This window comes from Lawsonibacter sp. OA9, assembly GCF_022440585.1.
This window is the reverse complement of record NZ_JAKNTI010000022.1, coordinates 1,743,921-1,769,547: the sequence shown is the minus strand read 5'-3', so window position 1 is coordinate 1,769,547 and position 25,627 is coordinate 1,743,921. Positions and strand designations below refer to the sequence as shown.

Here is a 25,627-nt window from a genome sequence, read left to right as displayed (position 1 = left end):
TTTCCGGCATATCAGGAACCAATCTGCCCCCCGTTTGTCGGGCGGAAGATCCTGCGGCCCGCCAGCAGCTCCTCCAGCTTTTTGGCCAGCGCCTCCACAATGGCGTGGCAGGGATTTTCGTATCCCACGATCTCCAGCTTTTGCAGCTCGATACAGTGGAGCGTTCCGTAGAAGCCCAGCATAAACTCCGTCAATTCAGCGATCATCTGGTAGCCTTCCATGTTGTCCACATCCGTCTGGCCCTCTTTGGCGGTCGTCAGACCGATGATCCCCACCGCCACGGTAAAAGCGCCGCAGCAGGACTGCTCAGTCTGCATCCCAAGGCCCATGACGGAGAACATCTTCCGGGTTTCCTCGGATAAATTCAGATGGTAATATTCATTGCAAGCCAGAAACATCGCCTCGGCACAGGTCAGGTCTGTGCCGATGTGGTAGTGGTTGACCAGTTCATAGAGTTTCATTGTTCCCATACTGTACTCCAATCGCAAAGCATTTCATTCTGCGTCACCCGGCGCAGTTCGTCCCGTACCTCCATCAGCGCAAAGCCCAGCAGGTTCTGTCCACGCCACTTCATGGGGTCCTGGACCTCCGGGGAGCTGGCCGAGAGCCGGATGCCCCAGATGGCATCGTAGGGGCTGGCCTCCACCAGCACACTGTCCCCGGTGGAGAGGAGAAACTCCCGCAGTTCGCGGTTCTGGCTGAATTTGTACCAGTTGCCAAGCAGCACAATGGCGTATTTGAACCTGTCCCACACCTTCTGGTCAAAGCTTCGCACCTTGCGGCCCAGGGCCTTGATCTGTTTAGGATCGCTGCATTTCAAAATCTGCTCCCGGATTTCACTATCCCCAAATAGCCCGGCTTTGCCTGCCATCATATACTGCTCCATGCAGAGGTAGGAGTCAGCCATCGTATAGAAGTCCTCCATCCACCACTGGCTGAGGCAGCTTTTTGTCAACTGGCCATCTTCGGAAGGCTGATGGCCCCAGAACAGGCACAGCTCCCGCGTTCTCCCGGCGGCAAACTCCTGCTGGAGCCACTGCCGGGTGTACTTGGGCTGGCCCTCCGGCTGCCACACCTCCACAAAGAAGCCGTCATGCTCCAGCACCTCGCTGCTGTCCTCGTTATCCCACCAGCCCTTCCAGGTCACCGGTTCGGGAAAGAGGGTGCGGTATTCCGCCCGCTCCTCCGGTGAGAGGGTATCCAGCCAATCGCCAAATCGGTATATGTAATCCTCCCCATAGCCCATGCGCCAGCCAATGGAGTATCGCTCGATCTCCCGGTGGGCCAGCCAGGGGGGAGGCATTATTTTCTTATCTTGTAGCGCCATAGGGTTTGTCCTTTCTACCGTAATTCTTCTTTCACATCCAGTGGAGCGCCGTCCAGGGATGTGATCTGTGCCAACTCTGTTTCCGTCAGATTTTTCAGGAAAATGCAGTATTCGTCCGGGTGGCCTCCCACAAACTCCATTTTAGGCATTTCAATTTGCTCTGGATCTGTGATCCACAGGCAGGGCTCTCCCGTTGCCCAAAAGTGAGTCAGAGTAAGAATTTGGCCGTTGTAAATTACTTTCTGTTCCATCCTCATTCCTCCTGCATTTTCTTCAGCAGCTTCACGATCCGCTCCCGGTTCTTTGCGGTTTTCATGAAGGTGGGGAGATGGTCGGCCTGGGTCTTTTTCGGACTTCCAAACGGCTTTTCCCGCAGGCCGGCGCTGAGATAGTTGATCAGATAGGCAAGGTGCTCCCGGTTGAGGGCCCAGACCGGCTTACCCTGGAATGAGGTCAAAAACCACAGCTCCAGGCCAAAATAAGGCTCTCGTCCGTTCTGAATATCAGCAATGTAGGAGAAAGCCTCCGCTGTTTTATGAACTTCTCCCGACATGGTTGTCCCACAATAGGGACAGGCCACATGGAGAACGGAAAAGTGCTGTTTTGCAGTATCTTCAATATCCACCCGGTAGTACCTGCCGCAGTTTTTGCACTGGTTATGGACATCATAGCGGTAGATCGTCCGGTCACGGATTTCCTGATGACCGCAGCTCAGGCAGAGGAAATAGGCGTTGTCATCATCCACTGTCACCACACCCGCACCGTGGCACTTGGGGCATTTCACTTGAATGCCGGTGGTGAGGGCGTTGTAGGCACTGTATGTAAAGTAGGGCTCATCAATGATTCGGCTCATGCGCCCACACATTCCTTTCAATTCAAGGCTCGGCGGACAGCGCTTTTTTCATGCCCGCTAAGTCTTTTTCATCTAAACCGTATGCCTGCTCAATCAGATTCGCATACCGATCTCCATACTGCGAGAACGCTACTTCACAGTGCAACTCATACAGCAGCAGGCAGCCGTTGTGGAATACAACGGGATCAGGTTCCGCCTTTTCTTCCTCGACCGCTGCAAGACGAAGCACCTCATCGGCAATGGTAAGCCGCTCCGACTGGTCTTTGAGTTTAGACAATGCCATTCGAGCATAAGCGGCAATCTCATCCTGTTCCATTAGGGCAATCGCTGTCAGTTCTTTCAGAACTAAGAGGAGGGCTTTTTCGTCCCACATCTCTGTGCTGTGCAGAAGATCTACTACCAGCATCCTTCTGTGAAAATCCCGATTTTGCCAAGAGTCCAGCTCCAGCAGCAAATCCTTTTGTTTGATCTGATCTGGTTCGTGGGCCCAATCAAACAGCTTTGCCCGAAAAACCTGATAGGCCGACATCATTTCCATCCATGCCGAGCTATGATCCTTGCTGAACTCTATCATGCTACTTGTTCTCCTCAAAAATCTCTTAGTTCCTCAAACTTCTCAATCAGGGCTTCTTTCTGGAGCGTATCGCCCGGCAGGGCATCCAGGATACCCCGCAGGGCCATGTAAATTTCATCCCGTTCCTCGGTTTCGATAAAGCCCATCTTGTTGAAGGTCTGGGTGTAGGCTGCCACCGCATCCAGCGCCGGGGCCTGGGCGCCCTCGCCCGGTTCAGCGGCCAGCTTCATCAGCTGGGAGCGGGTCTTGCGGTATTGATTGGCTGCTTTTTTCGCGGCGGCGGCAGGGATATGCTCCGCGCCGTCCCAGCCTCGGAAGGGATTGTCCAGATTTTGCGCCAGCCACTCCGGTTTCCGGGGCTTTGTGATTCGCAGGTCCATTCCCGGCTTGCTTTTCCAGAGCTGCTTTGCCGCTTTTGCTGCCGTCTCCGGCAGGCTGGTCATCCAGAACCAGCGAAGCTCCGGCATCTGCTCCGGGGTGGGGATGTCGTCCGCCCCGAAGCCGAACAGGTCAAAGGTGGAGAGGTTCGTCAGTTCCCGGAACCCTCCCACGGCGGAGAAGTTTCTCAGATTTCCCGGAGCGCCCCAGAGCCGCAGCTCCTTCAGATGGGGATGGACAGCGGCCAGTCCACTCAGATCAAAGTCCTTCAGCTGGATGCCATGCAGCCCCCAAAGGTTTGGCAGTTCCGTGTGCGGGCGGTATTCCCCGATAAATTGGAGGGTCAGACCGCCGCCATCTTCGGGGGCATGGATGGCACAGGTGTCCGGCTCCTTGTTCTGGAACAGGAGCTGCTCTGTATCCTCACCCAGCCACAGCTCCTCCAGCCCGGTCATGTCCAGCATCAGCTTTCTGATGCTGGTGCCCCGCAGATCAAGCGTCCTCTGACCGTGGTTCAGCAAAGTCAGTTCATCAAGGAAGGGGTTTTCCCGCAAAAACTCCAGCAGATCCGGGTGCCACCGCTGGCAGACGAGGTCGGAGAGGCAGGGCAGCGCCTTTAGTTCCAGCGCCGAATCGAATGGCGCGTACTGGTCCATCACCCGATGACTGTTGACCTTCAGCGGGATACCGCCAATCTCCGTTTGCTCGTCGCTCTCCATGGCCTCCTTGAAGGCCCGCCGCCGCTTTTCCGGGATGGCCTGCCACCGGATCTGGAGGTACACATCATAGCCGTCATTCCAGCCGCCGTAGGAGCGGCAGGGCTGGTCGGTGAAGGGCGGAAGTGTGCCCACCAACTTATATTGGGGCGGGACCTCCATCGGCACCCGCAGCAGGTGAAGGTCACGGGACCAGTACATGAAGTCCTTGTAGAGCGGACGGAGATGGGGCAGTTCCTCTGCGGTCAGAGGGGCGTCCCCCACCCAGTCCAGAGAGAGGACCACCGCCCAGGGTTCCTTGCTCACCGAGTCCGGCAGCGCAATATAGGCCACCTGGCAGGCGGTGTAGCGTTTCAGATATTGGTTGTAAACGGTATAGACCTCTCCGGCATTGGCTTTCATGGGTTCACGCTCCTCTCATCCGTCTTTCTCTAAATAAAATCCCCATACGCAGTTGGAGAACTCTCCGGCGGCAAAGCGGTGGATCTGCCCGCCGAGTTCTACCTGCCAGACCTCGAAAGTGTGGTTTTGGCGATAGATCGGGTCTTGTACTTTTACCTGCTTGCCGGTGGTTTGCCAGTCGTAGTCAAAGATGTTCACACCGAACAATTTGCATTGACCGTCCGGGCCAAAGGTTTCATATTCCCAAGCCATGTGATGCCTCACAATCCTGTGCGCTGCCAGCCGTCCAGCCGCTCCTGCACCGCGTCGATCATCCAGCCCCCGCCCACACGCTTCATGAGAAAGCGGCGGTCAAAGCCGGTGTTTTTCTCTCTGGTATAGATATAGAGCTTGTTCTTGGTGATCTGCTCTGCATCCAGGAACTGCTCGCCCTTGTAGGTGCCCTGGGCACTGTATGAGAGATTCAGAGGCAGATAGCCCGGACGGGGCTTTTCGCTCACATACTTCTCCCAGATCGCCAGCAGGCGGGGCACAGCCTCGGGATCTTCAAACCCAACCTGCTCCATATACTGCTCCCATTCTGTCATTTCGGCAAAGAAAGCGGACAACACACTGCGGCATTCCGACGCTGCCTGCTCATCCAGCTGGGCGGGCTTTTTGGCCTTTTCCCGCTGGAGCTGGGAGAAGTGTTCCATCTGCTCTTTGGTGAATTGCTTATGGGCCACCGGATGGATGTAGTTGTTGCCGGCGATGGCCAGCAGGCCCTCGTATGTCACAGCGGTATGGTCGATCTGGATGTGGGAGAGCTTGGGGATGGAGGACGCCTGGAGCAGTCCAACGTCGTCCAGCCCGGTGTGGTTGAGGGTGAGAAGGTCCAGCTTACAGCTTTGCAGGGCGGACAGGCCGCCGCCGTGGATGGCGGCATTTCCGTCCAGCAGCAGATAGCGCAGCTTGGGCATGGCGGAAAAGACGGGGAAACAAGCGTCGGTAAGCGCGCCCTTCTCCACGCCGAAGTTGACCATGCTTTTATGCCCGGCAAAGGGGGCAAGCAGTTCATCCGTCACCGGGAATCCCTTTGTGTGGAAACCCGCCAGGGTATAACCGGCCAGCCGCCCTATGATCTCGGCGGTCAGCTCCGGGATCTCAAACTGCTTCTCTCCATCCAAGGTCAGGACACCGTTTTCCCAGTCCGCTGTCCGCGCCCGTTTTGGCCATTCCATAGCGTGCCTCCTTATTCCTGCTCTCTATAACAGGCTTCAATGTCGATGAAGCGCACATACACGGCGCAGACGTCTCCCTTGGCGTCATAGCCGAAGTAGACGGGATAGTAACCGTCACCCCAGCCGGAGGAGAAGATGGGCAGATTGCAGTCCGTGTCCGGTACTGTCCAGTTGAGCCAGTCGCCGCAGTCTCCCTGATATTTGGGGTGGGCTTGGGCGTTTTCCTCCAGTAAGTCGCAGAACAAGTCGTTGTAGGGGTCGATGTCCGGGTCCTCCTCCAGCCGCTTGGCCCAGTATGTCTTGAAGGCCGCCTGGGTCTGGATGTCCGCGATACACCCCATCCCGGCATCCACGCCGAAACCGAAGTAGTCGTCATCTCCCAGCGCCGCGTCCAACTCCTCGTTGCCCGTCATGCCCAGCTCATAGCGGACAGGCTTTTCCTGGCTGACCTCCACCTTGACGCAGGCGTAGCGGTCGCCGTATTGTTCGCTGGGCACCACGCAGATTTTCACCGGATAAGTTCCGGCGGGGATCGTTTGAAGGAACGGCAGAGTGTCCTCCAGCTCCACCAGCGGATCACAGGCGAAGATCTGCCCGGTGGTGAAATGGACTGCGCCGATGTCCAGTACATCCACGCCCATGTTCCCAATCACTTTCTCTGTGAAGTGGGCCTCCAAGTCATCTTTACAGGTCAGTTTATCCTTGATGGATTCGTATTTGTTCAGCCATTCAGTTGTAGGCATATCAGTTTCCTCCTGTTGATTCTGTTTCTTGATGTACACACTCTTTGAGCCGTCCCAGCAGCAGTTCACACACCGGCCATTCTGGAAATGATGGTCACAATTCGGGTAGCCATATAGAATATGGGCACATTCCGGGCACAGCCCTATCATCTGTGATGAGCCTTTGAAAAACAGACTGCCGCACTCATCACAAACGGCCAGTTCTTTTTCTGTCATAGGGATCACCAGTCCCGTTCCCGGATGGCTTCCTCAGTGTCAATGGGGATGTTGAACCACGCCAGAATGTAGGCCACAGTTGCCGCGATACACTCCCGTGCCACCGTTTCGAGTTCGCTGTCGTGCTCGTCAAACTCCTCCTGGAGATCGTTGATGCCGCAGACCGCCTCGTCCAGCGTTTCCTGCACCGTTTCGGTGTCGGTTTCGCCGCTCTCCAGCAGGTCGATGACCTTCTGAAGCTCGTCCTTTACCTTGTCTACCAGAAAAGCAGGATAGTAATCGTCCTGATACATCTCGTCCAGCAGTTTGTAATTGGGGTCAAATGCTTTCATAGGGATTGTTCCTTTCTCATTCAAACATCAGACCGTATGATTCGGTCAGGCTTCCGTCGTCCTCGTGAAATATACACTGATACAGAGGCTCACGCTGGGTTGCGTTGCGGAACCGCTCCAGAACCGGAGCCAGCGGCTCACCAGTAGGGATGCCGAGGGTATCAGACACCCGCCGTAAGCTGTCCACATCCATATCTTCCAAGTTACAGTTGCGCTGCCTCTGCCCATACTCCTCCAATGTTTTGGAATCCACATACAGCTTTGTGTCACAGCAGTCGTGCCAGCAAATACAGCTCACAAGCAGGGAAAAAAGGTCATCCATGCTCTCAGCCAGACGGCCTGCCTCGCCTTCGCTGCTGTAATAGCCGATGGAGCCATCTTCCAACAGGTGGTATTCTCCGCCGGAGCCATCCCTGGCAAACACCATGCCGGGCAGGGAAAAGGTGCATCGGCCTTCTGCGTCATCCCGCGGGGACAACTCATCCAGCAGGAAGAAGTCAAACAGCGAATCAAATTCCTCTGCCAAATCAGGGTTTTCATGCAGTATCTTCAAATAGTCCATAGCCGTTTTCCCTCCGTTTACTGTTCTTGTATTAACTCGTGCAGCCTTTCCCGCCACAGCGTTTCTTCAATTACCTCATCGTTTTGGTAAAAATGTTCCTTGTCACGGGCCAGATGATCGGCAAGCGGAGCTGCGTCCATAGGAGTGTAGACTGTGAAACTGTCCCGATCCGCTCCCTTGAGTTCCCGGTTGAGATAATACACCCGCTTGACATCGCGGGAATACCAGTGCCCAAGCAGTTCCCAGGAAGTCAGCTCTACATTGGGAAGCTGCTTGCCGTAGGCATAGATCCGTTTCTCATCCCTGGCAAAATAGGTATCGCCCAACGAGCGGAAAGAGGAAACTTCCGCCCCCTTGATGATCTTCACCTTTCCGTCCCCATTATGGAAGTAGACCTGCCGGCTGTCCTTTGCATATCCCTGGGGCGCGCCTGAATCGTTCTGGCCCTTGTCCAACACCTGGAAGGCTGCCAGATCTGCATCTGGGATTCTCCCGCTGGTGGTGTAGACGGCTGTTTTATCCATTGCGTAGGCATAGTTTAACACCCGAAACGATGCCGGGTCTGCTCCACGCAGGCGAATCCCGCCGAGAAAGCAGGCCGTAGAGGATTTGCCCCAGTAATGCCAACAGCAGAAGTATTTGGGCGAAACACCCTTCAACAAGCCGTTTTCATATAGGCCAGAGAAATAGACGGCTCCATCCCGAAGAAAAAATTCGTTGTCCACCGGCTCTGTGTTGGTGATCGGCTGCAGCAGTTCTTCGTGATGATTTGTTAAGCTCAGTTCGATTTCGTCGTCGCTATACACTAAGCAGAGCCCATGAGGGGCCTTTCTATCGAAATGCAGTTCAATGTCATGATATTTGAGGATCAAAGGTTTCCCGCCGCTTCCCATGGTGGAAACATCATCGGGATTCCCAAAAATTTCTATGACCTCATCCTGTAACATTCCGAATTTCAGCGGTGAAATGTCCCACGGATTCTGCAATATTTGATTGCGCCAAATCGTAAAGTCCTGTTTCATAGTTTTCCGTCCAGTGCCCCAACGGTTTTCATAGCGGCGGAATCAAATTTGCACTGCCGCAGTTCCCGTTCAATCAGGGCAAACACATCGGGAAAGCAATCGATCTCGTCCTGATACTCATATTTTGCATACAGTTTCCCGTACTCCGAGATCCAAACCTCTGCCGGGTAGTAATAGCCGATGTGACCGATGGGCTGGCACTTCTGACCAGCTGCCTGCTCGATCTCCGCCAGCTCACAGCCGGACATATCCCGAAAAAAGGCTTCTTCCAAATGATTTTTGATCCCATTGACTAGGTAAGGGAACAGAGCGAATTGGAAGTCAGCCGCCCAGTTCAGCTTTTTCTGCGCCAGGTACCACTCACAGCACAGGCCGAAATACTTACGGTAAAATCGCTGGGTGGTCTTCATCATCGGGATGCCATGAGCGGCGTAATACTGCTCCGCAATGGAAATATCCACACTGCGGCCTTCCTGCCATCCGGCGTACTCCATCAGCTGCTTAACCTTGCTTTTGAGATCGCCGGAGATGGGGATGCGTTCTTTGATCATTCAATTCATCTCCTGTCTGCTGTGAATCAAAGTTCATTTGGATACCCAATCTTGCCCAGGCCCGCCTTGATTTCTTCCCATTCATTGCGCTTAGGGTTCAACGCAGTGACCAGTTCTTTTGTCACCGGCACCCCGTCCGCAAGCTGGCGCACAGCTTCCAAAGGCAGATCGGCCGGATAAAACCACTTCCCGTACTCCGCATAGCTCAACGGATTGCCATCAATCGTGGAGAGCAGATCCATGGATGCGTCCTCGCCGTCCATGGGATTGCAGTGCCAGGTGGTGCCATCTTCCGTCCAGACGCAGAAGGTGCTTTTCATCTTTTTGACTTCACGGCTGCCCATAAGTTTTTGCAAAGCAGGGGGCATCCCATCTGTCAGGTCTTCGATACGGGGAAGTTTTTCCTCCCAGTCATAGAGTTCAGAGTCCACACCGTTGATTACACAGCCTTCCGGCGCAAACATGACGATCATGCTCTGGTCACTGCCATCAGTGGCAAAGAATGCCTCTTTGCCTTTGCGCCATGCGGGGTTGTATGTATAGTGGCGGATGAAGCTCCATTCCTCCTCCACCATGATGATGTCCAGAGCTGCCAGCCCTTTGCAGAAGTTTTTCAGGCGCTCCGCATTGGGAAGGCCGGATAAATCTTTTGTGGAAATCATGTGGTTATCCTCCTGTCTTTCGTCACCACAGTCGGTCGATCTGGGTATATATCTTATTAGGCTCTCTGTCCGTAAAACTGGTCAATGAGTCAGTGGGTTCTGTAAGCGGCATCACATTCAAAATATCCAGTACATAATACCAGATTCCTGTATCCCAGTCCCGGAACCGCCCATTGCAGACAGCGCTTCCATACTCACCGGGAGCCAAATCCAGTGCCAGTTCATTGAGGGGCTGTTTTTGCCCGGCCTTATCGTAGGTATATCGCTCTGGTATCGCACCAATATGCCAATCATAGCGGTAACGCACCTGGATTCCGGACTCCTGCTGAATCAGTTCAAAAGGGTGAAGCCGCATTGTGCCATTCGGCTTCCATTCCATCAGCCTGCGACAGTCCCTATCGATCTGAAATCCATCGGGCCTCTGTAAGATCGATACAAAGTGTGTAGGCAGGCCAAAGGAATAGTAAGAGAAGAAGTCTTTCGGCAGCCGCATGGCTTTGGGATACTGGTTCCGCTGTGCGGCCGCGTTTCCGCCCCGGCAGTCTTTATACCATTGCAGGCGGATCTGCTGAACCAGAAGTGTGGGCAGATATTTGCGCCGTTTGCTATTCTGTTTCATTGCCGCGCCCCCTTCCTGGCTTGATTCTTTCAATGATTATCCATATTTCAGACATTTACAACTCTGCCGCAAACTCATAGGAAACCGCAATGATGTTGTAAACATCATCGTATGTAAACAGCCGGTAGTGCCGATAGATGCCTTTGTCAAAGTCCTCCCGCACCGGCAAAGACTTCAGCCAGGTGCTATCCTCAATTAAATCAAAAGAGCTGCCATCCAGACGCCCCGTCCCAGCCAGACTTTCATAGGTGTCCAATTCACAGGCAAAATAGGTCAGCACCCGCCGGAAGGTGAGTGTGTAGGGAAACCAGTCTTTTTCGTCACTGTGCTGGGAGATTAGATGGCCATTGATGTCCCCCATAAAGGTCAGATTGTTCAGATCATCTTGTTTCACCTGATCCAGATAGATGCAGTCCCGTCCCTTCAAAACACCTAAGCAGGTGTTAACAGCAGCCGCTTTTTCCATAGGTAACGCTCTTTCCTCAGCTCTCATGAGTAATACAAAAAATCTCCTTGTTCAAATCAAAGTAGACCACCATCAGCTCGTCGGTGATCTCCGGGTTGAAGGACAGATCCATAATGAAAACTTGTTGATTCATCTCGCTATCCACCAGGCTGCCAAACCGCTTGAGCTTCAAAAAGTCCACCATCTTGGCAAAGGACAGCTTGGATGGGTCGGTTCCCGGAAAAAGTTCCGCCGCAATATCCGGGCCTACCTCGTCCCGGTGGAACTCCATGAAAAATGTCACAATGCTATGGTAGCGGCTGTCCTCGTCCGCCAGCGCCGCTTTGATGGCGGCTTTGGCCTTTTCCGCCAATTTCTCCGCCTCATCCAGCATTTCTCCCACCGCATCCATAGCAGCAGGATCAGCAGTCAGTTCTTCCTCCACATCGAAGAGAAAGGGCAGTCCCGATTCTTCGGGAAAGTTGAAGATTTCCTCGCCGGGGGTATATGGTAAATCAATGCGTTTACAGTTCAGCTTCATCTCTGCGCCTCCTTATCCCTCAATGTTGGCAGCTTTAAGGCCCTTTTTCAAGGAGCCATAGACCGTCACCGCATGGTCGGTGAACATCTCGTCGCAGTCAAACCAGGCGGTGAAGCTGCCGCCGGAGGTGACGGACAGGCTGGTCATGCTGATCCGCCGGGCAAGTTCTTCCTCCGTGATGGGGTCTGTTTCCGGATCGCGGGGGTTGTCCTCATCCTGGGAGAGCCAGTCGTTGGCCAGCCCAGTCAGGTTCTTGGCCGCAAGCTCCCGCATGGCCTTGTCCCAGGTTTCACAGTCGGCCAGCAGCTTCTTGGCGGCACTGCGGGCGCGGGTCCAGGAGGGCTTGCTCTCCGCATTGACCTCAAGGGAAAGGAGCACATCCTTTCCGCACCACTGGATTTCGCCCTCAAAGGTATCATGGTCCTTATCCAGTGTCAGTTCTCCCAGCACCTGGTCCTGAATCACCACCGGCTTGTGGTACTCGTCCAGAACGGCTTGAAGCTCCGGGCAGTCCTCATGGGCCTTGACTACCTGGGAGATACACCAGGGCCGCACCACCAGATCCTTTGCCCAGTCTTCTTTCATCCGGCGGATCTTCAGGCGGCAGATCTGCTCGTTTTGAAAGCGTCCCCAGCCCTTGCCGCTGTTTCGTTCCTCATCGGTGACCGGCCACTCCAGCCGCTCCTCTTTGGTGCTGACCTTTCCGGTGTCACAGAACACCACGCCCAGTGTCACGACGGTCATTTGCCAAAAGTTGCCCCTATTGTTGTATCCGCCCCCGATGCAGTTGCGGATCAAAGCCACCACTTCCTGCTCCTCGGGCTCGTACATCTCATAAAATTCTTCAAACATGGGTGCAGCCTCCCTTACAGCCCTTCCAGAACTGCCGCGATCTTGGGGGTAAACTCCGGAGGAATCTCCTGCTCCAGTGCGCCCTGGTAGGCCAGCACCGCCTGCCAGGAGTAGTAATAGAAGCTGTAAAACAGGTCATCTGGGAAGACCTCGTCCTCCTCGTAGCGCATCTCATCTTCTTCCTCGTCGTATTCCTCCGACCACAGGTATTCTTCCTTCAGCAGATCGGAGAAGTGGGGTAGGGGAGAGGCGTGCTCCAACTCATCTCCATCGTGGAAGCACTGGAGGATGCAGGCAAAGAAGTCCAGCAGTTCCCCGGCCAGGAAATGGGCCACGGAGTCTTGTCCGCTCTCCGCGAGGGCCTTCCCCAGAATCCGGCTCAGAAACACCATGCCGAAAGGGGTGGCGTGCCAAAGGGTACTCTGGTGCTCCATGTTGGTGGTGAGCTCATAGAGGGACTCTTTGACGGACGCCAAGTCACACATCTGCTCCAGTACCGTCAGGTGTGCGGGAAACTCCGTCCCCCGGCCATAGGCGGTGGTGAGCCGGTGCCACGGAACATCCGTGACCTTGAGTTGAGTAATATAGGTTCTGTTTTCTTCTGTCATCATGTTATTGCCCTCCTTATCCCGCCGCCTGCTTGCGGTATTCCTTCTCCAGCGCGGTGTACCACCGTTTCAGCATGGTTTCCAGGCTGGTTTTCCCGCTGCGGTCTGTAAAAACAAGAAACTTCTGCATCAGTCTGGGGAATAGATATTTGCCCGCTTCTGTCAAATCCTGATTGAGATAGACCATCCGAAGGATACGGCCCTGCCGGTCCAGAGGGTTCTTTTTCAGCAATTCCTTTTCAAAGCAGAAGCGCAGGAATACCACATTCTCGTCGTAGAAGTCCTCCACCACAGCCGCGCCAATGCTGGTGTAGGTGATGTCGTACACCAAACGGTTCCAGTCAAATTTTTCGGCATAGAGCAGTTTCAGCGCCTTCTCCCAGTGCTCCTCCGGAATCACCAGCATCCTGTGCTGGGCGGTGCTGGAGTAGCCGCGGTAGACGGGGCCCGGCCACCCAAGCAGCTCGCTCACACTGTCGGCGTAGACGAAGCACAGCTCCTCATCGAACAGGCCGCCGATAAAGCTGCCGTTGCAGTACAGCATATAATTCTTGGACTTGGCCGGAGAATAAGAGAGGCTGTATTCCTGCGAGTCCAGGTTTTTATGTACCTTGTTCAGAAAGTCTATTGATGTCATGGATTTACTCCTCAAACTCACCCTCGATCATCCCGTTCAGATACCGTCCGGGATCTGCGATGAAGTCATCCCATTTGGCCAGAGGGTGGAATTCCTCATGCTCGATGTCCAGATACCACAGCTTTTTGTCCCTGGGGCTCCACAGCAGCAGATAGTCGCTGTAGTTGTCCATCTGCACCATCAGGGAGAGCAGCTTCTTCCGTTTCCAGGTCATCTCCTGCACATCCATGAAGGAGTAGAGCTCCGCCCACTTCACCCACTCCTGCTCCGGGAATTCCAGCCGCAGGGGGCCGGTCTTCAAGTATTCCACCAGCTTGACGGGCAGCTTGTAGGGCATGAGCTGCCGGACCTTTTCCTGCTCGTTGTGCCAGTCCTCCGGTTCCAGGGCCTTCAGGTAGTCAGCCAGCTCCTGATTTTTGTTCTGCACCGCCACGGTGTAAGGCCGGTCGCCGTATTTGTCAACGATGGTGATATCCGCCCCCTGTTCCACCAGCCAGCGCACCATGGGGAAATCGTTGGATCGGGCGGCCTCAGTAACAGGGGTGGAGGCGTTCGGAAACACCATGTCCGGCTTGTGGTAATTGATGTCCGCCCCTTTTTCCAGCAGCAGTTTTGCAAGCTCGGCCTGCCCATCAGACACCGCCGCCCGGAATGCCTCGCCGCCAAACTTGTCCACTGTGATCCCGGCTTGCTCCAGCACCGGGATATTCTCCGCTCGCTGACCCCAGCGCACTTCCTGGAAGGCCCGCTCTTTCTGCTTCGGGCTGAATTTTGCGGCCTGTCCAGCAAAGAGAGCGACTACCTCCGGCCCGCAGCAGCGGACAGCGGTGAGCAGAAGGGGCTGTTCCTCTGCCAGACCGGGATCAGCTCCATGCTCCAGCAGGAAGTGGATCATGGGCACATCATTCCGAAAAACCGCGATCTCTAATGGCATCAGTTTGATATACTCACTAAGCTGGATGGGAACATCTAAATCCAGACCGCCTTGGAGCAACGCCTCCAGCCTGGGAGTGTCATGGTCACAGATGGCGGCAGCCGTTTCCGGGAGAGTCTCCCAGCGGCCAATATATGCAATTTGGTACATAAGGCACCTACCTTCGTCGTTGTTTCACTTGATAGGGGATTGTCCGGCCCAGTACCCGGCCCTTGCCAACAGCGTTGGCTCCCTCATAGATCAAAAATTCCGCATTATTTTCCAGCGGAGCGTAGTCAATAGTATCCGGATAGAGGGGTTGGGCATTTCCCAAAGCCGGTTCATCAAATGAACAGTCGTCTCCGTCCAGAAAGCATATCCCCAGATACTCCGTGGTTCCTGTGACGACAAAATGGGGGCAATACTTTCCGCTGACCAGGCTGGGGGGAGTCTTTCGCTTGCCGTGCCAGAAGATGACCTCCACATGGAGCACCGCCCGGTTTTCATCTGTCCCGATCATGCTGTATCACTCCTATCCCACAATGGTGGTTTCCTTGACGGCCAGATTGTCGTAATTCATGGCGATCAGCTTCCCGGCGGCCTCTGGGGTACACATGAACCAGGTGCTCACGCCCCAGGCGTCCATCCTTGTAACGGTGAAAAAGTCGGTTTGGGCAGAAGTAGGTTCTCTTGCGTCAATATAGTAGTCGGAGTAGAGATACACCAGATCCACCTCCCGCTCCGGCAGCCACTTGGCCCGGCGCGCACGCGGTTTGCCATTTTTCAGAGTCTTTTCTCTGGGGTTCTCAAACCACGCCAGTTCCTTGCGCTTCAGACCGGTGAAGGTGTCCATGAGCCGCTGGGCGATCTCCCGGTGGGTAAATACCCCGCAGTCCCAGGAGCCCATCAGCCATGTCTTTATAAAGTCGCCCACCTTGCTGCCAGGAGCAGGCGGCCCGTAGACGCTCTCATCCGCCCACATAACCTCTATCTTTTCACATTGATCTGGCCGAGGACAGGACTGCTTGTTGCCATAGCGGTACATGATATTCACATAGCCATAGTCTTCGCCGGTTCGGTCATGTCCGACGGCTTCAACTTTATAGGCGGTTATGGACATTGCGGTTCTACCTCCTGGGTCAGTGTAAAGTGATTGGAGTTAATCCTCCTCAAGTTGTTCCTGCGCCTCTTTGGGCAGGTCGTTCCATAAAATATCATATGTAAACTCCCGAATCTCCGGGTAACACTCCCGTGCGGTCTGTTCCGCAATATCCCGGTTCAAATAGTGCATCTCCTGATGGAAGAACCAGTTGAGCTTTTCCATCAGCCGGTAGAGGCGGATTTGTTCTTCTTGGTTCATGGGGCACCTCCTCAGATTGCCGAAGGATGGAATGGCTATACTCACGCCAGCTCTGCATCCAGAATCTGGACTTGTTTCCCGTCCTCGTTCACATAGTAAAGGGCGATATAGTCGATGCCGTCCCGCTTGACCTGCTCCCAGGGCATACGCCCGCCGTTGATCAGCTCTACGGTATCCGCCTCATCCGGTTCGAAGTCCTCTTTTTCATCCTCGTAGTCCACGCTGTACCCCAGCTCCAGCACCAGCTTGGAGGCGGGGATCTCATACCGCTTGAGGGGGCGGTGTTCCAATTCAGATGGATCGTGTTCATCGCAGAACATATTGTCGTAGCCATGCCGCCCGCCGTCGAAGATGACGAACTCCTCGCCGCTCTCCGGATCGTGGGCCGCCACCAGTCCGGGGGCCTCGTCCCCATCTACAATATAGGATTGAGGCTCTCCCTTCACCGTGAGCAGATCTCCGTAATACCAAACCTCCAGCAGTTCACTGCCGGTGGTAGAACAGAGCGTCACGGTGGGCAGACGATTCTCCGCCCATCCTTTCACATGTCCGATGAGCCAGGTAGGATATTTTTCAGTCATCACAGTCTTTCTCCTCCTACTTCAATTTCAGCACAAATCCCCAGATGCTCACTACGATCAGGAGGACGCCCAGCAGGAAGAACACCACCCGCCGGTATCCTCTGCTGTGGCGGTGGGCATCCCGTGTGCCGGTGGGGTCGCAGAGCCAATTCCAGTTGCGGATCGCCCCAATTAAAATCACGGCCCCGATGAGCACCGAGGCAATGTACCAATGCTCCTGCAAAAATGCTGTGATCTGCTCGCTGTTCATTTACAATTAACCCCCTTTGCATCATCGGGAGTTTCCTTTCGGATGATCTCCTCCCGCTCTTTCCAATCCATCTCCAAGGCTTTTTCTTCTTCTAAATATTTCTCGCAGTCCCGGACCAGTTTTTGGGCGTCCGGGTCATCCGGGGCCAGGGCAAGCCAGCGTTTTGCGTATGTATAGGCGGTGGCTGCGGAGCGGTATGCCATCAGGCAGGAATAGCCCATCCGGGCGTTCCAGTAGGGATCGTCCTCTCCCTGGGTGCGGACGGATTCCAGCAGATCAATGGCGTGTCGGATGAGATCCCCGTCCACTTCACCGTCGGTCCCATGCACTCCATGATTTCCCAGGACCGCCAGATTGCTGTAAGCCCTGCTCAGTTTAACGGTCAGCAAATAACCTCGCTCCTGCTCCGGGATGGCTTCGATAGCCTCAATACATCGGGAGAACTCGTCCGCATCATTCCACTGCTCAATATACTCCAGCAGTTTTGTTTCTTCTGTCTGATTCATCGTTTCACCGCCTTTTCTGTGTCATCCTTTGCCTTTTTTGAAGTGTCCGCTGCCCCGCCAGGTGTTGACTACACAGGTGAAGATCTGGCCACAGTGCTTGCACCGGATCATGTGAGCCATAATTTCGTCTGCCCATCCATCCTCAGTCTTTACCTTCTCCAGCGGACAGGTGGACTCCTCTGTCATCAGTTCAAATTGGCCTTGTCCCACCAACTGCTGAATATAAGCAATGCAGGCCAGGTAGTCCTTTGGGGCGTCAAATTTTCTCCATGTTTGAATGTTTCGGCAGTGCTCGCACATGATAGAACCCTCCTTACGAAAATACTTGCTGGTATTTCTCTTTCAGTTCCTTCGGCGCCGACTTGATGACTTTACTGCCGCCGTTTTCGGAGGACGGGCCCCAGATGGCCCAGAGTAGACTCTGCCAAGCGATGGCCCGGAATTTCGGGTCTTCGTTTTCTTCCGGCAGGAGATAAGCGGAAAAGCGGCGCTTGACTGCCAGCAGCGCATCCAGGCTTTCCGCATTGGCGATCAGGCTGCGGAATTCCCTGGCAGGCTCCAGCCACTGCATAGACAATGCGCCCCGCACCAATACCCCCAGCGTCCATGGTTGAAAACCAAACTTCCGGATCAAGGCATGAAGGAATTTCTCTTGCAGGGAGGAGTGCTCATCGTCACAGAGATCCAGATACTCCGTCACCAGCGGTGCCCACTGTTCTCCCTCTAGCCCCAGAGCAAACACGGCGAAGGTACCGGGCATGGCGCAGGCTTCATCGGGGAGGTTGTTGTACCACTCAAACTCCCGCATAGCCAGACGAGCGTATCGCTCCATAGCCGGATGCAGATTGGGGTGCTGCACAGCACAGGCAAAGAGCTGATTGACTCCCTTCTTGGGCAGGCCGGGAATGGGCAGATAGATTTTCTCCTTTCTTCTGAACTCCACCGAGTAACTGCGGGGAAATTCCTCCAGCTCCAGCACCGCGCACAGGTAGTCCAGGATTTCGGCATAGCATTCCTCGGTGGAGTCCCTGGCGGTAATGCGGATGGTGGCGAAAGCATCATTGGCCGATGCGGTGAAATGCTCCGTCTTACGCCGCTGGATGTCCTTCGGCAGCTTGCCGCTGCCATTGGTTTTCAGTTCCTTTACCATGTTGGGACGGAGCTGGGAAACCAGACCGAGGATGTGTTCGGTTTTAAGAGATTCAAAGCTCTGCCCATACATCGTGCAGCAGACCGCCACATAGCAGGCAAAGCGCAGCAGCCCTTCGTCCACATCCTCCGGCCGCAACTCCGGCCATACCGTACAGGGCGGAAAGACTGTAAACCCATCGTCCCGCTCTCCCACAAGGAAGAACCGCTCCTGCACCTGCTGTTCTATATACTTCTCCAATGTATAGCGGATCTCTTCCCAGCCAACCAGCCGCCGCAGGGCATCGCAGAAGATAACAGCTTCCTCATAGGGGAATCCCTGCAAAGGCAGTTTGGACAGATACCGCTCCAGCAGCTGGCTGGGAAGAAAGGGTGTTCCGCTTTGGGTCCGAACGACCACCGGATAGCCGGAATGGTTTTCTTTTGCAGTTCCATCCAACACATCCTGGATGCACTGATCGGCGTGTTCCAGCACCTCGGGGTCAGTATCCGGTTTATGGATCAGGTAGTAGCGGCCATGCACGCCGTCACGCTTTGGCAAGCTCATAGCAGGCCACCACTTTCTTCCAGGTTCTCCGTTATCGGAATAAAAATCTGTCGGTAAAGTTCCTTCAGTTCCTCCGAAGCTGCTTCCACCACTTTCTGACCACCCTTGGCGCTGGCTTTGCCCCAGATCACATAGCAGACCGTTTCCCATGCGTATTGCAGCACTTCCTCCGGGCTGGCTTCTGTTTCCTCAGCGGGTTCCTCGTCCTCGTCATCATCCTCGTCGGAGGAAAAACCGCTTGGAACGATCTCGGACAGGTGGATTTTTGCCTCCAGCAGAGCGTCCAGGCTCTCTGAGTTTGCCATCCATGCGGCATAGTCCTTGGAATACTTCATGTTCTGCATGGACAGCACCCCACGGACAAATACAGGGACGGTATCGGCGGTAAATCCGAACTGTTTTACATACTCTCTGAGGAATTTTTCCTGTAAGTGGGAGTGCTCATCATCACAAAGGTCGAGATAATCCCAGATAAGCTGCCGCCACTCTTGCCCCAGCATTCCCAGGGCAAACACGGCAAAACTTCCCGGGAGAGCGCACTGCTCATCACTGAGATTGGTGTACTGCTCATACTGCCGCATGGCAAGCCGGGCGTACCGTTCCATCAGGGGATGGAGGCCGGGGTACTGTACGGCACAGGCAAAGAACTGGTTTACTCCCTTTTTGGGCAGTCCTGTGATGGGAAGATAACTCTTTTCCGGTCCTTTGAACTCCACCGCATAGCTGCGGGGAAAATCCTCCTGCTCCAGAAGCTCGCACAGGTAGTTCAGCACTTCGGCATAGCATTCCTCTGTACTGTCCCTGGCAGTAATACGGATCACGGCAAAGGCATCGTTGGCCGATGCGGTGAAGTGCTCTGTTTTCCGCTTTTGCAGAGAGCGCGGCAGCCTGCCGGTCCCATGTTCCCGGAGCTTTTTCACCATATCCGGACGGACTTTCTCCACCAATCCAAAGAGGTAATTGGTGTCCAGATACTGAAAGTCCATACCATATACCTTATAGCTCACCGCCACATAGCAGGCAAAACGCAGCAGCGTCTCCGGGACCTCCTCTGCACGAATGCCTGGTTTCAGGGAATACTCCCGATCCCAGAAGTGATCATCTTCATTGCCTGTTGCAACAAAATACTTCTCTTGCAGCTCCCGTTTCAGCATATCAAGTAGATGGTGGTCAATTTCACCCCACCGGCTCTGGCGGCGCAGGTTTTCGCTGAAGGCGATGGCCTTTTCCGCATCCAGGGTCTCGGCCCGCTGTATTTCGGTCCACGCCCTAAGCAGTTGCCACACCTCAAAGGGCGCACCTTGACTGCTGACCACTACCGGCGGCCAGAGGGAATCAAGCCGCGTGATTCTCCCGTCAATGGCATCCTGGATGCACTGGTCAAAGAGCGGCTGCAGTTCCTCCTGTACCTCGGGCTTCATCCAGTAACAGCGCCCGTCCGCACTGTTGAACTTTGGCAAATTCATAGCGATTTCCTCCTATCAGGTCTGCTGGTGCTGCATGGATACGATCTGGCAGTCAGGGCAGAACTCGATGTAGAGTGTGCCCTCTGTGCCGTCCATCAAAGTATCCCACTGGATCTGGGCCAGATATTTCATGGGCTTTCCGCAGTGGGGGCAGGCGGTGTATTCCCAGTCCTGAACCCAGTTGGCAAAGCCGCCGACGGTGTTCACATCGTCACAGGCGGCGCCATAGAACAGGGGCACAGGCGCACCGCCCAGCACGAAGGGATTTTCGGTAAGGGACCTGTAGTCCTCCGGCCGGACATAGCAGTCCATCTTTCCCGCCCCGTCAAAGAGCTCGGAGGGAAAGACCTCTACGCCGCCGTCCAGAGTAAAGCGGTTGAAAGCGGGGCCTTTCAGAAAGCCCACGCAGTTGGGACAGCAGGTGGCGGTCAGAATGCCGTCAAGCCCCAGAAACTTCAGCCGCTCGTCCTGGCCGTCCAGCACCAGCATGTCCGCCATCCGCCCGCCGCAGTGGGGACAGGTTTCCTCCCGTGCCCGCCCGATGCGGACGGGGGACACTTCACCGGGGGCTCCCTTGACCATAGCATAGCAGGTGTCGAAGTTGAGTTGGGTCCGTTGTCCCTTTTTATTAAAGGTCCAGCCGCCGCACTGGGCGTAAATGGACGGGTCTACATAGAGCTTCTTGCGCCAGGGGCGAGGATGTTTCTCCAGTTCTACTAGTGTTTCCAGTGCCCGGTCATCGCCCTGGAAAGCAAGGCAGCACATCAGGTTGGACGCTTCACTGGAATCCTCCGTGGACAGCAGCGCGTGGATCAGGCCCTCCCCCACATCAGCGGGAGCGTGATAATAGATCTCACAGGGCCAGAACACCCCTGCGGCCAGCGCCGCCCGCTGGATTTCCGGGGTGATGGCATCCCGGTAGCCCAGAAGCTGCCAGAAGTCGGTACATTCGGGGTCCTCCATATCAGCAAGCCGATGGATGTTCTGGATCAGGTTTCTCTGCTTCTCGGCAATCTGTTCCGGTGTCCAGGCCAATGCAGTTTTTCGCTCCTGCTCACACTTGCATTTCCAGCACAATCCGTCATAGCCCAAAGGGGTCCCACAGCCGGGGCAGGTATATTTCAGGCTCATATTTTTCGACTCCTTTCCGATGATAGAAAAACGCCCCGCGACGCTCTGTCACTTGGACAGGCTGACGCGGGGCGTGAAAAGGCCGCGAGGGAAACACCACATCCACCGGCGGATGTGGTTTCTTCTTGGGAGAAAATCAGTTTTTTATATAGAAACGAGGCCGTTATTGGATGATTCATACGCATTTTCCAAAGGTTCCAGATGTATTACTCCAGATTCTATACATACAGTGTACACTCTTATCATGTCAATGCTTGTACGGCTGGAGGATTCGTTCAAAGGAAATGATATGCTGGAATCGTTTATTTTCATCATACCGAATTACGAGAAAATAATCAACCAAAATTTACATTAATCTTAACAGGAAAAAGCTTTTACCTTCCGGTTCGTATCATGTCCCCCTGATCCTGTACAATAGCGATATCTGGACACCAAAGGAGATACCGCTATGGAACCAAAATGCCACAAATTCACCCCCGGCCTGCTCCGCCGCTATGCCCTCCATCTGCGGGAGGAGGAGCGGGCGGACAGCACCATTGAAAAGTACGTCCGGGACCTGGAGGCCCTGGGCCGCCATCTGGCGGGGCGGCCCGTCACCAAGGCCGCCCTGATCGGCTGGAAGGAGGAGCTGGCCCGGCACCACGCCCCGGCCACGGTCAACAGCATGATCGCCGCCGTCAACGGCTTTCTGCGCTTCATGGGCTGGCGGGAGTGCGCCGTGAAGCTGCTGAACATTCAAAAGTCCCCGTTCTGCGACGAGGGCCGGGAGCTGACCCGGAGCGAGTACGTCCGGCTGGTCCGGGCGGCGGAGCTGGACGGGAACCGGCGCCTCGCTCTGGTCCTGCAAACCATCTGCGCCACCGGCGTCCGGGTGAGCGAGCTGAAATTCATCACTGTGGAGGCCGTGGAGACAGGCCGGGCGGAGATCGCCAACAAGGGCAAGCGGAGGACCGTCTTTCTCCCGGACAAGCTGCGCCGCCTGCTGCGAACATACCTCCAGGCACAAAAAAAGACCGCCCAACCGGCGGACTTCAAAAATCCTGTGTTCGCCACCCGGACGGGCAAGCCCCTGGATCGCTCTAACATCTGGCGGGACATGAAGCGCCTGTGCGACAGCGCCGGGGTGGAGCCGGGAAAAGTCTTTCCCCACAACCTGCGCCACCTGTTCGCCCGGACCTATTACACGCTGGAAAAGGATCTGTCCCGGCTGGCGGACATTCTGGGCCACTCCAGCGTCAACACCACCCGCGTCTACACCATGGAGAGCGGGGCCGTCCACGCCCGGCAGATGGAGCGCATGGGCCTTGTCTTGACCACATAGTTTCCGTTCTGTTGTAGTCCATTTTTAGATAAAGGCCCAAAGGCCCTTTGGGACAGGCCCATTATACCCCATTTCGACAAAAAGCACCAGCCAAAACTGAATTTTCCCACGCCAAAGCAGACGGCGCAGAACAAACCACCTGCCCCGTCTGATTGGCACGCCGAAAATCGGAAAATCACTTGCTATTTTCCCACTTTAAGGCTATAATCCACTTATGTAATGCTACATATATTGGCAGGACTACAACAGAACGGAAATTCTGTTGTGGTCTTTTTTTCTGCCCAAAACGACAGAACGGAAAGAATGTTGTTGCGGACGTTCTTTCCGCATAAAAGACGGGCGGGAGCCTGTCAAAAGAACTGGGGGGCGTTGCCGGGACAGTCAAGTGACCTCGCGTTTTCCCGGCCTGTGGGGGCAGGCGCAAATAATTTTTACATAGATAGAGAGGGGAAAGAAACAACATGAAGAAACGATTATTGGCAAGTCTGATGGTACTGTGTATGGTAACTACAATGATTCCTGCGGCATTTGCTTTAGATAACACTGATGTTCCAGACACGCCGCCAGTTGAGCAGACAGTAAATAGTAACGATTCCACCGATACCACATCAAATGAGGAACTGATTCAAGCATCGCAAAGTCCATCCGGGGAATGGGGGGTTAAATTCTATGTTTCCTCCGCCCTGCCTGCCTATTTCTCGGATTTTGATGACGCATGGCAAGCCGTTGTAGTAGATGGTAAGTTCATGCTGGATGAGACTACCATAGGGACAGAAGATAGCTTCTTTCAGCTTCCAGACGAGCTCAAATTTGTGATGTCCAAGCCCCAAACCGTGACCATGGAGGAGTTAACGGTCAATGACGGAGTTACCGTGAACATCGTTGTAGCGCCGTTTACCAGCGGCGGTGCAGCCAGACCGGAGGATATTGCTCATACCTTCAACTCTGGAATAACGGTTAAGAGCGGCGGTTCCCTGAACTTTGTGTCAGATATGCTTGGCTACTACCCCGAAAATGTCACCATTACTTTTGGCGGACCGATTAAAGTAGAGGCTGGCGGCAGTCTGACGATGGAGAGTGTGGACCCCACCACCGATTCAAACTCTACGGTCTATCAGCTCAGTGAGGAAGCCGAAGGATCTTTGCTTGAGGTTGAGGCTGACGCTACCGCAACACTGACTGATGTAAAGCTGACCAGTGATAGCGATGCGCCTGTGATCTCTGCTTCGGGCAGTGTTACAATGGAAAGCGGCATATTTAGCAACAAAGTCACAGAAGTTTCTAACACCGGAGCCGCCCCAGCTATTGAGGTAAAAGGCGATGGTCAGTTGACGGTAAACGCTGATGAAGATAGCCGAGGTCAACTCGCTATTTCTTCAACTGGCGATGGACAGCCCGCAATTAAAGTTGAGGAAAACGCTTCCTTGACCCTGCCTAAAAATCCCAATGCAAAAATCACCTCGGAGAATAACGGTGGCAAGGCTGTCGATCTTGCTGGCGGCGCGAAAGTCCAGCAGGGCGGCAACACCATCACTGTGGGCAAGAACGACGGGGGCGAGGCTGGCGGCAGCTATGTGGACAACCAGGGCAACTTTATCCTGGGCGCTGGAAGCTCCGTCACCGATCCCGAAGGCAATACCACCGAGTTGCCCAACGGCGGCAGCGTGGACCCGGATGGCAACGTGGAGGAGAACACGGTTTCCGTCACCGGCGTGGAGCTGAACAAGTCCACCCTGTCTCTGGACGAGGGCGACACCTATACTCTGACTGCTACTGTGGCGCCTGCGGACGCTGCCAACAAGGCTGTCACCTGGACCTCCAGCAACTCCAGTGTTGCCACTGTGGACAGCAACGGCAAAGTCACCGCCGTTTCCAGCGGCACCGCCACCATCACCGTCACCACCGTGGACGGCGGAAAGACTGCCACCTGTGCTGTTACCGTTTCCCATGCGAGCTCCGGCGGCGGTTCTTCCGATGATGACGACCCCACTTACAGCGTCACCCTGCCCAAGAACGTGAAGGGCGGCGAGATCAAGACCAGCCACCGCTACGCCGAGCAGGGCGACACCGTCACCATCACCGTCGATCCCGACAAGGGCTATGAGCTGGACGAGCTGACCGTGACCGACAGCAAGGGCAAGGAGCTTGACCTGACCGACAAGGGGAACGGCAAGTACACCTTCAAGATGCCCGGCACCCGTGTAGAGGTGGAGGTCAGCTTCAAGCTGATCGAGACTGAACCGGAAGCCCCTGCCTTTGCGGACGTACCCGCCAGCGCCTACTACGCCGACGCGGTGAAGTGGGCTGTGGAGCAGGGTATTACCTCCGGTACTTCCACCAACACATTCAGTCCCGACATGAGCTGCACCCGCGCCCAGATCGTCACCTTCCTGTGGCGTGCCAACGGCTCCCCCAAGGCTGACGGGGCCAACCCGTTTACCGATGTGAGCGCCGACGCATACTACTACGACGCGGTCCTGTGGGCCGTGAAGGAGGGCATCACCAGCGGCACCTCCGCCACCACCTTTGCCCCCGATATGACCGTGACCCGCGGCCAGACCGTCACCTTCCTGTACCGCGCGGCCGGCGCTCCGGCTGTCAGCGGCGGCAGCTTTGCCGACGTGGCCGCTGACGCCTACTACGCCGACGCCGTGGCCTGGGCCGTGAAGGAGGGCATCACCTCCGGCACCGGCGCCACCACGTTCAGCCCGGATGCAGCCTGCACCCGCGGCCAGATCGTGACCTTTATGTATCGGGGCGTACAATGATGTCACCTCCTCACTCAACGGGACCTGCCAAACAACGTCTGCGCCGAATAAACAATAAAAAGAGGCCCGTTGCAAAACGGAACCTCAAAAAATAGACTAAATAAAGAGTTGCCAAGAACTGCCTGTTATTGCGGTTCTTGGCAACTTTTTTAGCGCATAAATTTCGTGTCCAAGGCTGGAAACCGTATTTTGCGACAGCCCTTTTTACTTGAATATGAAAGGACAAAATTAGGTACACCATCCTTACCTACAAAAACCTGCCGTTGTTGCCCGATACGAAAAATGGGGCCGCCGGCAAAACCCAACGAAGTGGTTTCACTGGGGAGAGGACGACGAGGTGGTGTCCACGGAGCAGTTCATCCGCTGGGTGGATGG

33 protein-coding genes are annotated in these 25,627 nt (G+C 55.0%); 2 read left to right on the top strand and 31 right to left on the bottom strand.

What is annotated here, in order from left to right; all coding sequences use genetic code 11:
• Window positions 1-11: 11 nt before the first annotated feature.
• Genes MCG44_RS09800 through MCG44_RS09650 form a run of 31 tightly spaced genes read right to left on the bottom strand, consistent with a single transcriptional unit; the run spans window position 12 to window position 21,163 of the window.
• Window positions 12-470, bottom strand: coding sequence for a C-GCAxxG-C-C family protein (locus tag MCG44_RS09800; protein ID WP_240287971.1), 459 nt, complete (start codon window positions 468-470; stop codon window positions 12-14).
• Window positions 458-1,327 (bottom strand): NADAR family protein, encoded by an 870-nt coding sequence (locus MCG44_RS09795; protein WP_240287969.1) that lies wholly within the window; start codon window positions 1,325-1,327, stop codon window positions 458-460. Before MCG44_RS09795 ends, MCG44_RS09800 begins: the two co-directional genes overlap by 13 nt.
• Window positions 1,328-1,341: 14 nt before the next feature.
• On the bottom strand, window positions 1,342-1,578 hold the full coding sequence (locus tag MCG44_RS09790; RefSeq protein ID WP_240287967.1) for a hypothetical protein: 237 nt from the start codon (window positions 1,576-1,578) through the stop codon (window positions 1,342-1,344).
• Between the two features lie 2 nt (window positions 1,579-1,580).
• Complete coding sequence (locus MCG44_RS09785) at window positions 1,581-2,180, bottom strand: hypothetical protein (protein WP_240287965.1); 600 nt, start codon at window positions 2,178-2,180, stop codon at window positions 1,581-1,583.
• Window positions 2,181-2,202: 22 nt separating this feature from the next.
• Window positions 2,203-2,754: a hypothetical protein gene (locus tag MCG44_RS09780; protein WP_240287963.1), complete on the bottom strand. Its 552-nt coding sequence runs from the start codon at window positions 2,752-2,754 to the stop codon at window positions 2,203-2,205.
• Between the two features lie 14 nt (window positions 2,755-2,768).
• Entirely contained in the window at window positions 2,769-4,250 is a 1,482-nt protein-coding gene (locus tag MCG44_RS09775) for a hypothetical protein (protein ID WP_240287961.1), read from the bottom strand.
• A 15-nt stretch (window positions 4,251-4,265) separates the two neighbouring features.
• Window positions 4,266-4,502, bottom strand: a complete 237-nt coding sequence (locus MCG44_RS09770; RefSeq protein WP_240287959.1) for a hypothetical protein — start codon at window positions 4,500-4,502, stop codon at window positions 4,266-4,268.
• Window positions 4,503-4,510: 8 nt separating this feature from the next.
• Window positions 4,511-5,470: an NTF2 fold immunity protein gene (locus tag MCG44_RS09765; RefSeq protein ID WP_240287957.1), complete on the bottom strand. Its 960-nt coding sequence runs from the start codon at window positions 5,468-5,470 to the stop codon at window positions 4,511-4,513.
• A gap of 11 nt (window positions 5,471-5,481) precedes the next feature.
• Window positions 5,482-6,429 carry a DUF4241 domain-containing protein gene (locus tag MCG44_RS09760; protein WP_240287955.1) on the bottom strand — a complete coding sequence of 316 codons (948 nt, stop codon included), beginning with the start codon at window positions 6,427-6,429 and terminating at the stop codon, window positions 5,482-5,484.
• 5 nt (window positions 6,430-6,434) lie between these two features.
• Window positions 6,435-6,761 carry a DUF5713 family protein gene (locus tag MCG44_RS09755; protein WP_147571308.1) on the bottom strand — a complete coding sequence of 109 codons (327 nt, stop codon included), beginning with the start codon at window positions 6,759-6,761 and terminating at the stop codon, window positions 6,435-6,437.
• Between the two features lie 16 nt (window positions 6,762-6,777).
• Complete coding sequence (locus MCG44_RS09750) at window positions 6,778-7,323, bottom strand: hypothetical protein (RefSeq protein WP_147571307.1); 546 nt, start codon at window positions 7,321-7,323, stop codon at window positions 6,778-6,780.
• 17 nt (window positions 7,324-7,340) lie between these two features.
• The gene (locus MCG44_RS09745) at window positions 7,341-8,345 is read right to left on the bottom strand and encodes a DKNYY domain-containing protein (RefSeq protein ID WP_240287953.1); all 1,005 of its coding nucleotides are present in this window, start codon (window positions 8,343-8,345) and stop codon (window positions 7,341-7,343) included.
• Window positions 8,342-8,896 carry an SUKH-3 domain-containing protein gene (locus MCG44_RS09740; RefSeq protein ID WP_240287951.1) on the bottom strand — a complete coding sequence of 185 codons (555 nt, stop codon included), beginning with the start codon at window positions 8,894-8,896 and terminating at the stop codon, window positions 8,342-8,344. Before MCG44_RS09740 ends, MCG44_RS09745 begins: the two co-directional genes overlap by 4 nt.
• Window positions 8,897-8,922: 26 nt before the next feature.
• Window positions 8,923-9,558 carry a hypothetical protein gene (locus MCG44_RS09735; protein ID WP_147571304.1) on the bottom strand — a complete coding sequence of 212 codons (636 nt, stop codon included), beginning with the start codon at window positions 9,556-9,558 and terminating at the stop codon, window positions 8,923-8,925.
• A gap of 22 nt (window positions 9,559-9,580) precedes the next feature.
• Window positions 9,581-10,177: a hypothetical protein gene (locus MCG44_RS09730; protein ID WP_240287949.1), complete on the bottom strand. Its 597-nt coding sequence runs from the start codon at window positions 10,175-10,177 to the stop codon at window positions 9,581-9,583.
• A gap of 55 nt (window positions 10,178-10,232) precedes the next feature.
• The gene (locus MCG44_RS09725; protein ID WP_240287948.1) at window positions 10,233-10,643 is read right to left on the bottom strand and encodes a hypothetical protein; all 411 of its coding nucleotides are present in this window, start codon (window positions 10,641-10,643) and stop codon (window positions 10,233-10,235) included.
• Between the two features lie 16 nt (window positions 10,644-10,659).
• Window positions 10,660-11,163 carry a DUF2004 domain-containing protein gene (locus tag MCG44_RS09720; RefSeq protein WP_240287946.1) on the bottom strand — a complete coding sequence of 168 codons (504 nt, stop codon included), beginning with the start codon at window positions 11,161-11,163 and terminating at the stop codon, window positions 10,660-10,662.
• A gap of 12 nt (window positions 11,164-11,175) precedes the next feature.
• A complete protein-coding gene (locus MCG44_RS09715; protein ID WP_240287944.1) occupies window positions 11,176-12,015 on the bottom strand; it encodes a DUF2262 domain-containing protein in 840 nt (279 codons plus the stop codon).
• 14 nt (window positions 12,016-12,029) lie between these two features.
• Complete coding sequence (locus MCG44_RS09710) at window positions 12,030-12,623, bottom strand: hypothetical protein (protein ID WP_318653911.1); 594 nt, start codon at window positions 12,621-12,623, stop codon at window positions 12,030-12,032.
• Window positions 12,624-12,639: 16 nt separating this feature from the next.
• Window positions 12,640-13,260: a hypothetical protein gene (locus tag MCG44_RS09705; RefSeq protein ID WP_240287940.1), complete on the bottom strand. Its 621-nt coding sequence runs from the start codon at window positions 13,258-13,260 to the stop codon at window positions 12,640-12,642.
• Between the two features lie 4 nt (window positions 13,261-13,264).
• Window positions 13,265-14,344 (bottom strand): ankyrin repeat domain-containing protein, encoded by a 1,080-nt coding sequence (locus MCG44_RS09700; protein ID WP_240287938.1) that lies wholly within the window; start codon window positions 14,342-14,344, stop codon window positions 13,265-13,267.
• A 7-nt stretch (window positions 14,345-14,351) separates the two neighbouring features.
• The gene (locus MCG44_RS09695) at window positions 14,352-14,693 is read right to left on the bottom strand and encodes a hypothetical protein (protein WP_186853040.1); all 342 of its coding nucleotides are present in this window, start codon (window positions 14,691-14,693) and stop codon (window positions 14,352-14,354) included.
• Window positions 14,694-14,705: 12 nt separating this feature from the next.
• Window positions 14,706-15,293: a hypothetical protein gene (locus tag MCG44_RS09690; RefSeq protein ID WP_240287936.1), complete on the bottom strand. Its 588-nt coding sequence runs from the start codon at window positions 15,291-15,293 to the stop codon at window positions 14,706-14,708.
• Window positions 15,294-15,332: 39 nt separating this feature from the next.
• Complete coding sequence (locus MCG44_RS09685) at window positions 15,333-15,533, bottom strand: hypothetical protein (protein ID WP_147571296.1); 201 nt, start codon at window positions 15,531-15,533, stop codon at window positions 15,333-15,335.
• A 41-nt stretch (window positions 15,534-15,574) separates the two neighbouring features.
• Window positions 15,575-16,117 (bottom strand): hypothetical protein, encoded by a 543-nt coding sequence (locus tag MCG44_RS09680; RefSeq protein WP_318653904.1) that lies wholly within the window; start codon window positions 16,115-16,117, stop codon window positions 15,575-15,577.
• Between the two features lie 13 nt (window positions 16,118-16,130).
• Window positions 16,131-16,364 carry an immunity 17 family protein gene (locus MCG44_RS09675; protein ID WP_002576934.1) on the bottom strand — a complete coding sequence of 78 codons (234 nt, stop codon included), beginning with the start codon at window positions 16,362-16,364 and terminating at the stop codon, window positions 16,131-16,133.
• Window positions 16,361-16,870: a hypothetical protein gene (locus MCG44_RS09670; protein WP_240287934.1), complete on the bottom strand. Its 510-nt coding sequence runs from the start codon at window positions 16,868-16,870 to the stop codon at window positions 16,361-16,363. Before MCG44_RS09670 ends, MCG44_RS09675 begins: the two co-directional genes overlap by 4 nt.
• A gap of 21 nt (window positions 16,871-16,891) precedes the next feature.
• Window positions 16,892-17,170: a hypothetical protein gene (locus MCG44_RS09665; protein WP_147571293.1), complete on the bottom strand. Its 279-nt coding sequence runs from the start codon at window positions 17,168-17,170 to the stop codon at window positions 16,892-16,894.
• Between the two features lie 13 nt (window positions 17,171-17,183).
• A complete protein-coding gene (locus MCG44_RS09660) occupies window positions 17,184-18,566 on the bottom strand; it encodes a DUF6138 family protein (RefSeq protein ID WP_240287933.1) in 1,383 nt (460 codons plus the stop codon).
• On the bottom strand, window positions 18,563-20,032 hold the full coding sequence (locus tag MCG44_RS09655) for a DUF6138 family protein (protein ID WP_240287931.1): 1,470 nt from the start codon (window positions 20,030-20,032) through the stop codon (window positions 18,563-18,565). The genes MCG44_RS09660 and MCG44_RS09655 overlap by 4 nt, the downstream gene beginning before the upstream one ends.
• Window positions 20,033-20,047: 15 nt before the next feature.
• Window positions 20,048-21,163, bottom strand: coding sequence for a hypothetical protein (locus MCG44_RS09650; RefSeq protein WP_240287929.1), 1,116 nt, complete (start codon window positions 21,161-21,163; stop codon window positions 20,048-20,050).
• A gap of 448 nt (window positions 21,164-21,611) precedes the next feature.
• On the opposite strand from MCG44_RS09650, the gene MCG44_RS09645 reads away from it, so the two are divergent.
• Together MCG44_RS09645 and MCG44_RS09640 are read left to right on the top strand one after the other, a co-directional pair.
• On the top strand, window positions 21,612-22,484 hold the full coding sequence (locus tag MCG44_RS09645) for a tyrosine-type recombinase/integrase (RefSeq protein ID WP_240287927.1): 873 nt from the start codon (window positions 21,612-21,614) through the stop codon (window positions 22,482-22,484).
• 461 nt (window positions 22,485-22,945) lie between these two features.
• Window positions 22,946-25,252: an S-layer homology domain-containing protein gene (locus tag MCG44_RS09640; RefSeq protein WP_240287925.1), complete on the top strand. Its 2,307-nt coding sequence runs from the start codon at window positions 22,946-22,948 to the stop codon at window positions 25,250-25,252.
• The last annotated feature ends 375 nt before the right edge of the window (window positions 25,253-25,627 follow it).

What these genes read in the sequence shown, in the direction of transcription:
- MCG44_RS09720 (WP_240287946.1), bottom strand. Translation starts at nt 11,163, where the DNA reads ATGAAGCTGAACTGTAAACGCATTGATTTACCATATACCCCCGGCGAG.
- MCG44_RS09790 (WP_240287967.1), bottom strand. Translation starts at nt 1,578, where the DNA reads ATGGAACAGAAAGTAATTTACAACGGCCAAATTCTTACTCTGACTCAC.
- MCG44_RS09645 (WP_240287927.1), top strand. Translation starts at nt 21,612, where the DNA reads ATGGAACCAAAATGCCACAAATTCACCCCCGGCCTGCTCCGCCGCTAT.
- MCG44_RS09765 (WP_240287957.1), bottom strand. Translation starts at nt 5,470, where the DNA reads ATGGAATGGCCAAAACGGGCGCGGACAGCGGACTGGGAAAACGGTGTC.
- MCG44_RS09730 (WP_240287949.1), bottom strand. Translation starts at nt 10,177, where the DNA reads ATGAAACAGAATAGCAAACGGCGCAAATATCTGCCCACACTTCTGGTT.
- MCG44_RS09715 (WP_240287944.1), bottom strand. Translation starts at nt 12,015, where the DNA reads ATGTTTGAAGAATTTTATGAGATGTACGAGCCCGAGGAGCAGGAAGTG.
- MCG44_RS09670 (WP_240287934.1), bottom strand. Translation starts at nt 16,870, where the DNA reads ATGAATCAGACAGAAGAAACAAAACTGCTGGAGTATATTGAGCAGTGG.
- MCG44_RS09725 (WP_240287948.1), bottom strand. Translation starts at nt 10,643, where the DNA reads ATGGAAAAAGCGGCTGCTGTTAACACCTGCTTAGGTGTTTTGAAGGGA.
- MCG44_RS09695 (WP_186853040.1), bottom strand. Translation starts at nt 14,693, where the DNA reads ATGATCGGGACAGATGAAAACCGGGCGGTGCTCCATGTGGAGGTCATC.
- MCG44_RS09745 (WP_240287953.1), bottom strand. Translation starts at nt 8,345, where the DNA reads ATGAAACAGGACTTTACGATTTGGCGCAATCAAATATTGCAGAATCCG.
- MCG44_RS09705 (WP_240287940.1), bottom strand. Translation starts at nt 13,260, where the DNA reads ATGACATCAATAGACTTTCTGAACAAGGTACATAAAAACCTGGACTCG.
- MCG44_RS09665 (WP_147571293.1), bottom strand. Translation starts at nt 17,170, where the DNA reads ATGTGCGAGCACTGCCGAAACATTCAAACATGGAGAAAATTTGACGCC.
- MCG44_RS09750 (WP_147571307.1), bottom strand. Translation starts at nt 7,323, where the DNA reads ATGGACTATTTGAAGATACTGCATGAAAACCCTGATTTGGCAGAGGAA.
- MCG44_RS09710 (WP_318653911.1), bottom strand. Translation starts at nt 12,623, where the DNA reads ATGACAGAAGAAAACAGAACCTATATTACTCAACTCAAGGTCACGGAT.
- MCG44_RS09690 (WP_240287936.1), bottom strand. Translation starts at nt 15,293, where the DNA reads ATGTCCATAACCGCCTATAAAGTTGAAGCCGTCGGACATGACCGAACC.
- MCG44_RS09740 (WP_240287951.1), bottom strand. Translation starts at nt 8,896, where the DNA reads ATGATCAAAGAACGCATCCCCATCTCCGGCGATCTCAAAAGCAAGGTT.
- MCG44_RS09640 (WP_240287925.1), top strand. Translation starts at nt 22,946, where the DNA reads ATGAAGAAACGATTATTGGCAAGTCTGATGGTACTGTGTATGGTAACT.
- MCG44_RS09780 (WP_240287963.1), bottom strand. Translation starts at nt 2,754, where the DNA reads ATGATAGAGTTCAGCAAGGATCATAGCTCGGCATGGATGGAAATGATG.
- MCG44_RS09800 (WP_240287971.1), bottom strand. Translation starts at nt 470, where the DNA reads ATGGGAACAATGAAACTCTATGAACTGGTCAACCACTACCACATCGGC.
- MCG44_RS09735 (WP_147571304.1), bottom strand. Translation starts at nt 9,558, where the DNA reads ATGATTTCCACAAAAGATTTATCCGGCCTTCCCAATGCGGAGCGCCTG.
- MCG44_RS09760 (WP_240287955.1), bottom strand. Translation starts at nt 6,429, where the DNA reads ATGACAGAAAAAGAACTGGCCGTTTGTGATGAGTGCGGCAGTCTGTTT.
- MCG44_RS09655 (WP_240287931.1), bottom strand. Translation starts at nt 20,032, where the DNA reads ATGAATTTGCCAAAGTTCAACAGTGCGGACGGGCGCTGTTACTGGATG.
- MCG44_RS09775 (WP_240287961.1), bottom strand. Translation starts at nt 4,250, where the DNA reads ATGAAAGCCAATGCCGGAGAGGTCTATACCGTTTACAACCAATATCTG.
- MCG44_RS09660 (WP_240287933.1), bottom strand. Translation starts at nt 18,566, where the DNA reads ATGAGCTTGCCAAAGCGTGACGGCGTGCATGGCCGCTACTACCTGATC.
- MCG44_RS09795 (WP_240287969.1), bottom strand. Translation starts at nt 1,327, where the DNA reads ATGGCGCTACAAGATAAGAAAATAATGCCTCCCCCCTGGCTGGCCCAC.
- MCG44_RS09675 (WP_002576934.1), bottom strand. Translation starts at nt 16,364, where the DNA reads ATGAACAGCGAGCAGATCACAGCATTTTTGCAGGAGCATTGGTACATT.
- MCG44_RS09785 (WP_240287965.1), bottom strand. Translation starts at nt 2,180, where the DNA reads ATGAGCCGAATCATTGATGAGCCCTACTTTACATACAGTGCCTACAAC.
- MCG44_RS09700 (WP_240287938.1), bottom strand. Translation starts at nt 14,344, where the DNA reads ATGTACCAAATTGCATATATTGGCCGCTGGGAGACTCTCCCGGAAACG.
- MCG44_RS09755 (WP_147571308.1), bottom strand. Translation starts at nt 6,761, where the DNA reads ATGAAAGCATTTGACCCCAATTACAAACTGCTGGACGAGATGTATCAG.
- MCG44_RS09770 (WP_240287959.1), bottom strand. Translation starts at nt 4,502, where the DNA reads ATGGCTTGGGAATATGAAACCTTTGGCCCGGACGGTCAATGCAAATTG.
- MCG44_RS09650 (WP_240287929.1), bottom strand. Translation starts at nt 21,163, where the DNA reads ATGAGCCTGAAATATACCTGCCCCGGCTGTGGGACCCCTTTGGGCTAT.
- MCG44_RS09685 (WP_147571296.1), bottom strand. Translation starts at nt 15,533, where the DNA reads ATGAACCAAGAAGAACAAATCCGCCTCTACCGGCTGATGGAAAAGCTC.